The following is a 13415-nucleotide window of genomic DNA, read 5'->3' on the forward strand; positions in this document are numbered from 1 at the left end:
TGTGGCTGAGCCGTGGCTGTCAGCCGACGACATCGCCACCCACCTCGGCGTCACCAAGGACACGATCTACAGCTGGATCGCCGAGAAGGCCATGCCCGCTCACAAGGTGGGGCGCCTGTGGAAGTTCCAGGCGGCTGAGGTCGACGATTGGGTTCGTCGTAACGGGGCGACGGCCGCGGAGGACTGAACATGCACATCATCGACAACGTCAACGACCTCCTCGGCGATGATCTCAAGGCTGAGGTGCAGGCTGGGTCGAAGCTGCGTATCGCTGCATCGACGTTTTCCATCTTCGCGTTTGAGGCGCTGCGCAAGGAGTTGGAGCGCGTCGAAGAGCTCGAGTTCGTCTTCACCTCGCCGTCGTTTGTCGCCGCGGCGGCTACTGATCAGCTGCCCAAGGAACGCCGACAGTTTTTCATTCCGCCGGGGTCCAACGGGGAGTCGTCGCTTTACGGTTCGCAGTTCGAGATCCGTCTGCGCAACAAGCTGACGCAGCGGGCCATCGCGCGTGAATGCGCGGAATGGGTGCGCCGAAAGGTTCGCTTCCGGTCGAACCGGACCGGTGCCCCGATGCAGCAGTTCGTCGTTGTGGATGACAAGGTCGCCTACCAGCCGATCCAAGGCTTCACCTCCGCCGACCTTGGCTATGAGCGTGGGAACGCCGTGTCGAACGTCGTGACCAAGCTCGACGATGCTCCCATGGCACGGCAGTACGCCGCCCTGTTCGATCAGATCTGGAACAACCCCACGCAGCTCGAAGATGTTACCCAAGCGGTGTACGACCACATCGCGAGCGTGTACGCCGAAAACTCACCGGCGCGAATCTACTTCCTGATCCTGTACAACCTGTTCTCGGAGTTCCTCGACGACATCAGCGAGGACGTCCTGCCGAATGATCGCACCGGCTACCAGGAAACGCAGGTCTGGCAGAGCCTGTACAACTTCCAGCGGGACGCGGCGACGGGAATCATCAATAAGCTGGAGACCTACAACGGCTGCATCCTCGCTGACAGCGTGGGGCTCGGGAAGACCTTCACCGCGTTGGCAGTGATCAAGTACTACGAGCTGCGCAACAAGTCCGTCCTGGTGCTTGCACCGAAGAAGCTTGCGGAGAACTGGACCAACTACAACGCCAACCTGACGACGAACATCTTCGCTCAAGACCGGTTCAACTACGACGTCCTCGCCCACACCGATCTTTCCCGCACCAAGGGTGAATCGTTGGGGCTGCGGCTCGACCGAATCAATTGGGGCAACTACGACCTCGTCGTTATCGACGAGTCCCACAACTTCCGGAACGCGGACTACGCAGAAGAGAAAGAGTCGCGCTACCAACGGCTGATGCGTCAAGTCATCCGCGAGGGTGTGAAGACCAAGGTGCTCATGCTGTCGGCCACACCGGTCAACAACCGCTTCAACGACCTGAAGAACCAACTCCAACTTGCCTACGAAGGAGAGTCGGAGAACCTCAGCCAACACTTGAACATCTCGACCACGGTCGAGAAAGTGTTCAGCGACGCGCAGCGCGTCTTCAACGAGTGGTCCAAGCTCGACCCCGAGGCGCGCACCACCGACCGTATCCTGCAGATGCTCGACTTCGACTTCTTCGAACTGCTCGACTCGGTCACCATCGCACGGTCCCGCAAACACATTCAGGCGTTCTACGACACCACCGAAATCGGTACCTTCCCACAACGGCTCCCGCCGCGGTCCATTCGTGAGCCGCTCTCCGACCTCCCCGATGTGCCCGCATTCAACGAAATCTTCGGACAACTTCAAGCGCTCACCCTGGCCGTCTACACGCCGCTGTCCTACGTATTCCCAAGCCGAATCGGCAAGTACGAAGACCTCTACAACGTCAAGGGCGGCACGGCGCGCTCCAACATCGGGCAACTCGGCCGTGAGCAGGGCTTGAAAAAGCTCATGACGGTCAACCTGCTCAAACGTTTGGAGAGTTCGGTCGAGGCGTTCCGGCTCACCCTCGCCAAAATTGAAGGCGCGGTCGACAACACTCTTATCCGAATCAAGTCACGAACAGGATCCTTGAACGATCTGAGCGTCGATTTCTCCGGCCTGGACCTCGATGTCGACGACGAGGATGACGCCAACGTCGAAGCGCTCTCGTTTGGCGAGAAGATCAAGATCGACCTCGATGACATCGACGTAGAATCCTGGCAGCGTGATCTGTGGAACGACCGTGAGACCCTCCGCGAGCTACTCGACGAGATGCGCAGGGTCACACCAGATCACGACCTCAAGCTGCAGGCGCTCAAACGACTCATCGAGGACAAGGCCGCCAACCCCCTCAACCCGCTAAATCGCAAGGCACTGATCTTCTCGGCGTTCGCCGACACTGCCGAGTACCTCTACAAACAGCTCGCGCCCACATTGAGCAACTCCGGGCTACACACCGCCCTCGTCACCGGCGGTGCCCACGCCGCGAAAACAACGCTGGGGACCGGCTACGACTTCCAGCAGGTCCTGACGCTGTTCTCGCCAAGGTCCAAGCAACGCCACCTCACCATGCCCAAAGACACCGGCGAACTCGATGTGCTGATCGGCACCGATGTCATCAGTGAAGGCCAAAACCTCCAGGACTGTGACTATCTCGTCAACTACGACATTCACTGGAACCCAGTACGGATCATCCAACGATTCGGCCGCATCGACCGCATCGGCTCGACCAACGCCCAGATCCAGCTCGTGAACTTCTGGCCCGACATCTCCCTCGACGAATACATCAACCTCAAGGAACGCGTCGAGAACCGCATGGTCATCGCCGACCTCGCCGGCACCGCCGACGACAACGTCCTCACCCTCGAAGGCAGCGACGCCGCGTTCCGCAAGGAGCAGCTCCGCAAGCTCCAAGACGAAGTCATCGAACTCGAAGACGTCCGCACCGGTGTATCCATCACCGATCTCGGCCTCAACGACTTCCGAATGGACCTGCTGGGATACCTCAAGAAGGCCGGCGACCTGGCCACCGCGCCGAAGGGACTTCACGCAGTAATCCCCGCAGACCCCTCCAGAGGCCTCCACCCCGGTGTGCTGTTCGCGCTGCGCAACGTCGACGCCAACGAGAACATCAATCGGGGCAACCGGCTGCACCCGCACTACCTGGTCTACCTCGACGACAACGGCAACGTCATCGCCGACCACACAGAGGTCAAACACCTTCTCGACCTGATTCGCGCAGGATGCCGGCCCCACGAGGAACCCGTCACCGAGGTCACCCGCGTCTTCAACGCTGCCACCCGCGAAGGCGCAGAGATGGGCAAGTACTCCGAATTGCTCACCGCAGCAATCCGATCCATGATCGACGTCACCGAAGAACGCGACATCGACAGCCTCTTCAGCGATGGACACACGACCGCCCTCACCCAGGCAATCGCCGGCCTCGACGACTTCGAACTCACCGCATTCATCGCGATCGTCGACGCCTCCGAAGGAACCACATGACGGCCCTGCTCTACCGCTGGCCCGCCGCCGCCAAATTCGGTCGTACCGTCCCGAAAACCAAGTTCTACGAACACGGCACTGTCTCCGGTGCAGTACGTGACAAATTCGTTTCCGAAGTCCAGCGCATCACCTGGGCCTACAAACTCGCCCAAGCCACCATCAACCTGCCCGGCAACACAGACGTCCCCGAGATCCAAGTTTTCCAGATCGACACAAAGGGCGACGATGTCAGCGAGTCCGTGCTCGCCGCCATCGACAAAGCGGTGAAGACCCCCATCATCTTCGAGATAGTCACCGGCGAAGGAGACGAGCAGCGAGTCCGGATGGCTGCATCGCACAAGCAGGTCGGCCCCGCTACGCCCAAGCTCAGCGCCTACTACACGACCGACTGGCAAACCCCGGATGCCGAGCGGCAGCCACTACCAACAGCGATCAGCCTGCCATCCCTGTACACCGCACTCCTCGCGCCGCTGACCCCGGTATCAGCACGGCCAGGAGAGGAATTGTCAGACGTCGCTGCCAGACTCCAGGCCGTGCGCAAGCTCGAACGCGAGGTCGCCTCCCTGGAGCGCAAACTCCGCGCCGAGCCGCAACTCAACCGCAAGGTAGAGCTTCGGCGCGCCCTGAAAACGAAGCAAGCAGAACTGGAACAGCAGAGGTAGCAGGTGGAGAAACTTCGCATGACATCGCCCGACTTGACCGAGGCCAATATCGAGAAGCTCGCCGAGCTGTTCCCCAACGTCATCACCGAGACGCTCGACGCCGACGGCAATCCCAAGAAGGCCATCGACTTCGACCTGCTGCGCCAGGAACTGTCGGATCATGTTGTCGAAGGCCCGCAGGAGCGCTACCGGCTCGACTGGCCCGGTAAGCGCGAAGCGGCATTCGCCGCCAACGCGCCGATTGCAAAGACTCTCAGGCCGGTTCGCGAAGAGTCGGTTGACTTCGACACTACCAAGAACCTGTTCATCGAGGGCGATAACCTCGACGCATTGAAGCTTCTTCAAGAGTCGTACCTGGGCAAAGTAAAGGTGCTGTTTGCAGACCCTCCATACAACACGGGTACCGACCTCGTTTACCACGATTCGTTCGCGGTCTCGCCGCCCACCTACCTAGCTCAATCAGGATTCGTTGACACCTCCGGCGCCAGGTTGGTCGCGAATCTGTCGACTAATGGGCGCTTCCATTCTGACTGGTTATCGATGATTTACCCGAGGATTCGATTGGCACGAAACCTGCTGACCGATGACGGCGTGATGTTCTTGACGATCGGAGATCAGGAGGGCGCCAACCTTAGAATCGTCATGGATGAAGTATTCGGCGCGAAAAATTTTGTTGCGACAATCATCTGGCAGTCCCGCACTTCAATATCTGACGACCAGGAAATCTCCGCGAACCACAATTACATTCTCGTGTATGCGCGAAACCGCGAACTCTTAACTTTCTGGGGTGAGCCCCTGCGGGCAGACGAGTATTCGAACACAGACTCCGATCCGCGAGGTCCGTGGAAGCTGGTCCCACTTGATGCCAATAAGCCAGGCGGTGATACACATTACGAAGTAGTTAATCCGGCCACCGGACAGGGTTTTTGGCCACCGGCTGGCCGATCCTGGGCTATCAACCGTGTATCTATGCAGCAGCTCATGGAGGACGGCCGAGTCAAGTTCGGGTTGAGGGGCGACTCAGCGCCAAAACGGAAGCTGTTTCTAAACGAGCGGGTCGAGCGCGGCGACACGCGGACACCCAGCTCGATTCTCCTCGACGCTGGGACCACGAAAGATGGTAGCGAGGAAGTCGCAAAGATGCTGGGATCGAAGAGGATATTCGACTATCCAAAGCCCGTCGCGTTGCTGAAACGCCTTATCCGGTACGGATCGACCGGAGCGCGTGATTGCCTAGTACTTGATTTCTTTGCCGGCAGCGGTACGACGGCCGAAGCTGTCATGCGGCTCAACGCTGACGATGGTGGTTCTAGGCGATTCGCAGTCGTTCAGTTCCCCGAGAAGGTTGCGCCGGAGTCGGCTGCAGGCAAGGCGGGTTTTGGTTCTATTAGCGAGATCGCTCGCCAGCGGATTCGGAAAGCTGGCACCGAAGTAAAAGACCGTGCAGGCTTAACCGCACCTGACATCGACTGTGGATTCCGAACATTCAAGGTCGATACAACAAGTATGGCTGACGTGTTGCGGGCCCCAGACGAGACTGGCCAGCAAGCACTCACTGAACTTGAGAGCAGCGTGAAGCCAGGTCGATCCGCGGAGGATCTGCTTTTCCAGGTGCTGCTGGACTGGGGTCTCGAACTGACCATGCCGATCGTGGTCGAGAAGCACGAATGCTACGACGTCTTTGTTGTTGAAGACGGCGCACTTATCGCCTGTTTCGATTCAGCAGTGAGCCCGGAGTTGGTGCGAACCATCGCCAAGCGCGAGCCACTGCGGGCGGTGTTCCGCGATGCCGGCTTTGCATCCGACGACGCTCGGATCAATGCGGAGCAGATCTTCCGTGAGATCTCGCCGGCGACGGATGTGAAGGCCATCTGACACTGATGAAGCTTCAGTTCAAGATTCAGCAGTATCAGACCGATGCCGTGGACGCGGTTGTCGACGCCTTCGCCGGACAGCCGAAATATGATGGCGTCTCTTATCGGATCGACCCGGGCAGGGCGAAGCCGGCTACGGCACCGACGCTGTTTGACGCGAGCTCGACCTCCGACTCGGGTCTACGAAATGCCGAGATCGCGTTGACACCAGAGCAGTTGCTAGAGAACGTTCAGCGCGTTCAACGGCTGCGAAACCTGCCGCTGTCGGACAAGCTGGTGGACAGCAAAGCCGCTCCGGGTGCTCCCAATCTCGACGTCGAGATGGAAACCGGTACCGGAAAGACCTACGTCTACATCAAGACGATCATGGAACTGCACAAGCGGTACGGCTGGTCAAAATTCATCATCGTAGTCCCGTCGGTCGCGATTCGCGAGGGCGTGAAGAAGTCAATTGATTTGACGGCCGAGCACTTCCAGCAGACGTACGGCAGCAAGCCTCGGTCCTTCATCTACAACTCATCTCAGCTGCATGAGTTGGAGCGATTCAGCTCGGACGCCGGGGTGCAGGTGATGATCATCAACATTCAGGCGTTCAATTCGACGAGCAAGGATAATCGCCGCATCTACGACGAACTCGACGACTTCCAGTCGCGACGTCCCATCGATGTCATCAGCGCAAACCGTCCCATCGTGATCATCGACGAACCGCAAAAGATCAGTGCACCAAAGTCATTAGAAGCGCTGTCGCGGTTCAATGCACTCATGGTGCTGCGCTACTCGGCAACTCACAAGGTCGAGCACACCAAAGTTCACCGCCTCGACGCCCTCGATGCGTACAACCAGAAGTTGGTCAAGAAGATCGCGGTGCGAGGCATCACCGTGAAGGGGCTGGCCGGCACGACGGCCTACCTGTATCTCGATGCCATCGAGATCGCCAAGGGCGCAAAACCGCGGGCCCGCGTGGAGATCGAGGTACAGACCAAAGGTGGGTCGATCGCGCGACAGGTCAAGCGCCTCGACGTGGGCGCCAACCTCCATGACATCTCCAATGGCATCGAGGCGTACAAGGGTCTCTTCATCACCGACATCGACGCCAACCGCGACATCATCGAACTCAGCAACGGTGATGTCGTCATCGCTGGACAGCTCTCCGACCGTGACGTCACTGAGGAAGCCAAGCGCCGCATTCAGATCCGGGAGGTGATTCGGGCGCACCTTGACAAGGAACGCGAACTGTTCACCCGAGGCATTAAGGTTCTATCGCTGTTCTTCATTGATGAGGTGGCGAAGTACCGCGATTACGACCGCGAGGACACGCTCGGTGACTATGCCCGGGTCTTCGAGGATGAGTACACCGCGATCGTCGATGAGGTTCTTGGGGAGCTGGAACTGGATCCCGCAACAGTGGCTTACCAGGCTTACTTGCGACGCGATGCCGTCCGAGCAGTGCACGAGGGCTACTTCTCGATCGACAAGAAGACCAGGCATGCGGTTGACGGGCCGGTGCACGCGACAGGTGACGAGAAGGGTCAATCCAAGGACGTCGACGCCTACGATCTGATCCTCAAGGACAAGGAGCGGCTGCTATCGCTGGCCGAGCCTGTTCGCTTCATCTTTTCCCACTCCGCCCTTCGGGAAGGCTGGGACAACCCCAACGTCTTCGTGATGGGCATGCTCAAGAAAAGCGATAACACCGTATCTCGGCGGCAAGAGATCGGCCGCGGCCTGCGCTTGGCCGTCGACCAACACGGCGAACGTATGGACAACCCCGTCACGGTGCACGACATCAACGAGCTGACGGTCGTTACCGATGAGTCCTACACCGACTTCGTCGCCGGGTTGCAAAAGGAAATCTCCGACTCGCTGGCCGCGCGGCCGCGCAAGGCAAGCGTGAAGTTCTTTGCCGGCAAGACAATTCAGACCGAAGACGGTGAGTCGGTGGTCGAGGAAGCCCTTGCGCAGGCCCTCTATAGGTACCTGATCAAGAACGACTACCTGAACGACGATGACACCCTTTCTGACGAGTACAAGGCAGCGAGAGAGGCTGGCACCCTGGCAGAGCCGACATCAGAGGCCCTGAAACCGGTGCTCAAGTTCCTCTTGCCCTTGGTCGACTCGCTGAACATCGACGTGCCGATCCCGACCGACGACCGCAAGCCGAAGAAGATCCCGCTCAACGAGGCCAACTTCGCCAAGAAGGAGTTCCAGGCCCTGTGGCGCCGGATCAACCACAAGGCTGTCTATCAGGTCGAGTTCGACTCATCCGAGCTCATCGCCAAATGCATTCACGCACTCGACAAGCATCTCAAGGTCGCCGCGATGCAGTACGTCGTCCAGGCGGGCACGCAACGCGACTCGCTCGAAGCTGACGACCTCACCAGCGGTGCCGGATTCGACGTATCCAGCACCGCCACCCACACAGCGACAGTGTCGGCCGCATCCCAGGTCAAATACGACCTACTCGGTGAAATCACCGAGAAAACGCAGCTGACCCGTCGTAGCGCGGCAGCTATCCTCAGTGGAGTCACACCGGAGACGTTCGCCAAGTTCCGGCTCAATCCGGAGCAGTTCATCACCGAAGCTGCCCGACTCATCAACGAGCAGAAAGCAACCGCGATCATCGAGCACCTGACCTACGATGCGCTCGATGACCGTTTTGACACAGCGATTTTCACCGAGAACCAGACCAAGCAGGACCTCACGCACGCCGGCAACAAGCTGACGAAGCACATCTACGACTACGTCGTAACCGATTCCAAAGTGGAACGGAAATTCGTCACCGAACTCGATACCAGTCAGGAGGTTGCCGTCTACGCGAAGCTGCCACGCGGATTCTTCATCCCGACCCCCGTCGGTGACTACAACCCAGACTGGGCCATCGCGTTCACCGAGGGAACCGTCAAACACATCTACTTCGTCGCCGAAACCAAAGGCTCACTCTCGTCGCTTCAGCTCAAAGGAGTCGAGGACGCGAAAATCGAATGCGCCCGGAAGTTCTTCGCGTCGCTGAACGAGAAGAATGGCGAGAACGTCAAGTACGAGGTTGTCACCGACTACACCGAGCTGATGCAGCTCGTAACGGTGTGAGCCGGGGGGAGTCACGTGAAGGACGAGGGGCTGGAATCACAGGCTGTCGACGTCGAGGGGCCGCGCCCTCCCGACCCGCGTGAGACTCTCGCGACGTGGGCGAATGAGCAGGATGAATGGGTCCGCTCAATCGTCCGACGTGTACTGGGCACTGGTCGAGCCCTGTCAAGCGACGACATCGACGATGTGTACTCGCTCTTTCGACAAGAGAAAGGACTTGATGAACGAACCCTTCCAACGGAGCCTGGCCTTACAGCGGAGGTGTCGGAAGAGGACGCTGAACTCCCGCTTGCCATCACCAGACTTTCTGAGGTAACCGGCGTCAACGCGATCGTGACGGGTTCTGTGATCGAGCCGCATGCCGGAATGACCATCTTGTTTGGCGAGAACGGCACTGGGAAGACTGGTTACGCACGAATCTTCAAGGCGCTCGCAGGAAGTCGCACTGCGGATGCAATCCTCAGCGATATCACCGTGACCGAAGTTGCACCGACTTCGGCGAAAGTTGAGTACACGGTCGGACCTGAAGTCAAGGAGTTTGCGTGGACTGGTGAGCACGGACAAGCGCCCTTCACACGGATGTCGATCTTCGACAGTCCCGCGGTGCACTTCCACGTGGACGACGATCTGGAATACGTGTATGTCCCGACTGTCCTTGCCCTGTTCAATCATGTGAACACAGCCATCAAAGGCGTGCAGGAGCGCATAAACCAGGCCGTCGTGAACCTGTCGTCTGGCTCAACCACACTGCTGAATCGTTTTCCGCGAGATTCGGCAATCTATCCGCTCGTGGAAACACTCGGCGCGTCTACGGACCTCGCCGAACTCAACGCGCTGGCCGACAGAGGCGCTGACGTGGACCAGCGGATCGATGTCCTGCGCCGAGCAGTCGCCGCGCTTGAAGCCGACACCATCACCGCTCAGATCACAGAGCGACAGAGAGACGAGCGAGTGTTGCGGCAAGCAGTGCTTGCTATCACCACGCTCGGCTCACTAAACGTTGAAGAGCTCAATGCGCAGATCCAGCAACTCGGCGAGCTCCGAGCCGATTATCGCAGCTTCCGCACCGACCTCTTCGCAGCTGCCGATCTCCCGGCAGCCCCCGAAGACACCTGGGATGCGTTCGTTTCAAGCGGCGAACGGTACAGGATGCACCTGGAATCGCTTGGCGTGCACGATGCGGAGCGCTGCCTCTACTGCCGCCAGCCGTTGGCGGATCCAGCCAAGGCCCTTGTCTCAAAGTACGGTGAGTACCTCACCGACAAGATCAGCTCCGACATCGCCTCTGTGGAACAGAGCATCAAAAGTGCGACGGCACCGATCCTGGCGATCCAACTCAACGAGATCAACGCGTTCATAGATGATCACGGGACTGGAGCCGGCCAGCCGTCATACGACACGGCACTATCCGGCATCAGAGACGCCGCTATTGCTGCGGCGGAAGCGATTCGAGCGTTAGGCCCCATAGACACCTCCAGCATGGAGGGTCTGTCGGCCCTCAGCTCTGACGTGTCGGCGGCACACGCATCCGTTGAGGCAGAGATCGCGGATCTGAAGACACAGGCGGAGAACCGCGCCGATGCTCTTCGCGAGAAGACACTTGAGTTAGCGGAGCTGACGGCGGCCGCGGAGCTGACGAAGTCCTGGACAACGATTCAGGCCCAGGTAGAACGGGCAAAGGAGTCGGACAAACTGCGTGTCTTGGCCGGCAAGTTCTCCTCTTTGGGTCGGTCGGTGACGGAGCTCGCAAAGGCTGCGAGCGACCAGCTCATCAACCAGAGCTTCGACAAGCTCTTCGCTGAGGAATGCGACGCACTGCGGGCACCTGGGCTCCAGGTTGAGTTCGTCGGCCGGCAAGGGCGAGCGCAACGTCGCAAGACCCTGGCGGGTCAGCACAAGCCTTCCAAGGTTCTGTCTGAGGGAGAACAAAAGGTACTGGCGCTTGCCGATTTCCTTGCTGAGGCTCGCCTGGCGGGGATCACAGCACCGGTCATCTTCGATGATCCTGTCTCCAGCCTGGACCATAGGCGCATTAACGAGGTTGCCCGCCGGATGGCGAGCCTTGCCGAACACAATCAGGTGATCGTCTTTACGCACGATGTCTTCTTTGCGGCCACGTTGTTGTCTCTCTTCGAAACGTCGAAGCGATGTGCCTACTTTCACGTGACTGATGAGGACGGGAAGGGCAAGGTCACGAGAGCGTCTGGCCCGCGCTGGGATTCACTCGGAAACCTTAGATCTCACATCAACAAAACGATCGAGGCCGCCCGCGCTGTGGATGGCGAAGCACGCGCAGCGTTGGTCCGCGAGGGTTATAGCTGGATCAGGTCGTGGTGTGAAGTGTTCACGGAAACGGAGCTGCTGAAGGGCGTATCGCAGCGGCTACAGCCCAACATCCGAATGACGACGCTCCGCGAGATCAAGGTAGGCGCACTGCCGGCCGCCTCCGAGGTTGTGACCCGCATATTCGAGGACGCCTGCCGATACACCGAGGCGCATTCCCAACCACTACCGACCCTTGGAGTCGGTCCGAGCCTGTCCAGTCTTGAAACTCATTGGAAGGAACTGCAGGATGCGCGCAAGCAGTACCTAGAGGCGACCGAGTAACACTGTGGTTACCGTGAAACGCTGCGTGCGTCAAGCGAACGTAGATGCAGCTTGCCGGGAGCTCAACCGTTCACGGTGCACAGTGTCTCGTGAGACATAGAAATTTCGCATAATCGCAGGGTCCGCGAACGCGCCGGTCTTCGGGTCGTAGGTGGTGTAGGCCGGCCCGCTGGCCTGCGGCGGCGGCCCGGGCGCCGGAGCGGCTTCGGGTGCCGCGCCGGTGCCCTCCGGCGGCGGTGGCGGCGGCAGCCACTTCGGATACGGAACCTGCGGTGGCACCGGCGGCACCCCGGGCGGCTGCCACGACGTGAACGGCGGCGGAAGCCCGTTGTCGTTGGGCGGCGGCGGATCGTAGGCCGGCTGATGCGGCGCCGGCCCGGGACCGGGCACCACACCCGGCGGTGGCGGCCCGACGATGGGGGTGCCCGGATCCGGATCCGCGTCCGGCGGGACGTACGGGAAGTGGTTGGGCGGCAGCACGTTGAGTCCGTTGGTCACCGGTGTGTCGTAGGGCACCGGCGGGCCGCGCCAGGGGTTGCGGCCAACCGGCACGTAGCCCTTCGGGTCGCGGCACAGCTGGACCGTCGGCGCCCGTTTGCCGGGGAACTCCTGGCACGGATAGTTGCGGGCGCCGCGCACCGTGGTGGGATCGTTCTGGGCGGCCTTGCAGTACAGGTCGGGCGGGAGCTCGCGCAGCGTCTCGTCGGCCGGTGTGCGCATCAGCGGCGGCGGCAGAAATCCGACCGAGCACGGCGGCGGGTCGTTCAGGTCGAGCTTGAAGTCGAGCTTGGCGCCCTCGTCCTGCGGCTCGCCGCCGGCGGCGGTGACGATCGCGGCGAACAACGCCGGCAACACGACCAGCAGGTGCTCGATCGACTTGTGGTAGATGACGCCCACCCGGCCCAGGTTGGCCAGGCTGGCGGCCAGCGCCGGGAAGGAGGGCCGGATGCCGGAGAACGCGGTGTTCGCCTCGTCCGCCGCGCCCGGCGCGGTGGCCAGCGTCGAGCGCAGCTCCGGGTCCGCCTGATGCACCTCGGCGGTGAACCGCGCCAGCCCGTCCGACAGCGACTTGACGTCGGCGCCCGCGCGAATCTGGGCCTGCAGGAACGGGCCCGCCTGGTCGATCAGCTCCGACACCCGCGGATAGTCGGCGTTGGCCTGGTCGACCAGCAGCCGCGCGGACTCGAACAACCGGGCCAGCTCGGGTCCCGATCCGTTGGCCGCGATGAACGTCTCGTGCAGCACCTCCCGCAGCCGGGTGTCGCTCACGCTGTTGACCAGCGTCTCGGCCCGCTTCAACAGATCGGCGACGTCCTGGCCGATCCGGGTGTCCTGCTGGGCGATGCGGAACCCGTTGTGCAACTTGGTCGATGCCGGAGTTCCCGACGGCACCAGGTCGATGTACTGCTCGCCCACCGCCGACACGCTCTTCACGGTGGCGGTGACGTTCGACGGGATGGGTGTCCCGCTGTTCAGCCGCATCTCGGCGGTCACGCCATCGGGGTTGAGCCCGACCGACTCCACCCGGCCGACGGCGACGCCGCGATAGGTGACGTTGGCGTTCTTGTACAGGCCGCCGCCCGCGACGAAGTCGGCCGTGCCGGCGTAGGTCCCGAGGCCGAAGGTGGCGGGCAGCCGCAGATAGAAGACCGCCATCACGGTCAGCGTGACCACCGTGATCACCGCGAAGATGGCCAGCTGAACCTTGGTCAGTCTGTCGAGCATC

General features: G+C 60.7%; 7 protein-coding genes. 6 read left to right on the plus strand and 1 reads right to left on the minus strand.

All coding sequences use genetic code 11. The features are described 5' to 3' along the window. Position 1 precedes the first annotated feature (1 nt). From ACJ512_RS26735 to ACJ512_RS26760, 6 genes are read left to right on the plus strand one after another with little or no spacing between them, the layout of a single operon-like run. On the plus strand, positions 2-187 hold the full coding sequence (locus ACJ512_RS26735) for a helix-turn-helix domain-containing protein (RefSeq protein WP_069404361.1): 186 nt from the start codon (positions 2-4) through the stop codon (positions 185-187). A 2-nt stretch (positions 188-189) separates the two neighbouring features. Continuing rightward, positions 190-3459, plus strand: coding sequence for a helicase-related protein (locus ACJ512_RS26740; RefSeq protein WP_369739989.1), 3270 nt, complete (start codon positions 190-192; stop codon positions 3457-3459). Beyond that, the gene (locus tag ACJ512_RS26745; protein ID WP_369739990.1) at positions 3456-4121 is read left to right on the plus strand and encodes a DUF4391 domain-containing protein; all 666 of its coding nucleotides are present in this window, start codon (positions 3456-3458) and stop codon (positions 4119-4121) included. Before ACJ512_RS26740 ends, ACJ512_RS26745 begins: the two co-directional genes overlap by 4 nt. An 18-nt stretch (positions 4122-4139) precedes the next feature. Beyond that, positions 4140-5996, plus strand: a complete 1857-nt coding sequence (locus tag ACJ512_RS26750) for a site-specific DNA-methyltransferase (RefSeq protein ID WP_369739991.1) — start codon at positions 4140-4142, stop codon at positions 5994-5996. Between the two features lie 5 nt (positions 5997-6001). Further along, complete coding sequence (locus tag ACJ512_RS26755; RefSeq protein WP_369739993.1) at positions 6002-9082, plus strand: type III restriction-modification system endonuclease; 3081 nt, start codon at positions 6002-6004, stop codon at positions 9080-9082. 15 nt (positions 9083-9097) lie between these two features. Next, positions 9098-11689, plus strand: a complete 2592-nt coding sequence (locus ACJ512_RS26760) for an AAA family ATPase (RefSeq protein ID WP_369739994.1) — start codon at positions 9098-9100, stop codon at positions 11687-11689. Positions 11690-11719: 30 nt separating this feature from the next. On the opposite strand, the gene ACJ512_RS26765 is transcribed toward ACJ512_RS26760, so the two are convergent. Beyond that, entirely contained in the window at positions 11720-13414 is a 1695-nt protein-coding gene (locus ACJ512_RS26765; protein WP_407688091.1) for a virulence factor Mce family protein, read from the minus strand. Position 13415 lies beyond the last annotated feature (1 nt).

The organism is Mycobacterium cajalii (assembly GCF_045809005.2).
Classification (GTDB): Bacteria; Actinomycetota; Actinomycetes; order Mycobacteriales; family Mycobacteriaceae; genus Mycobacterium.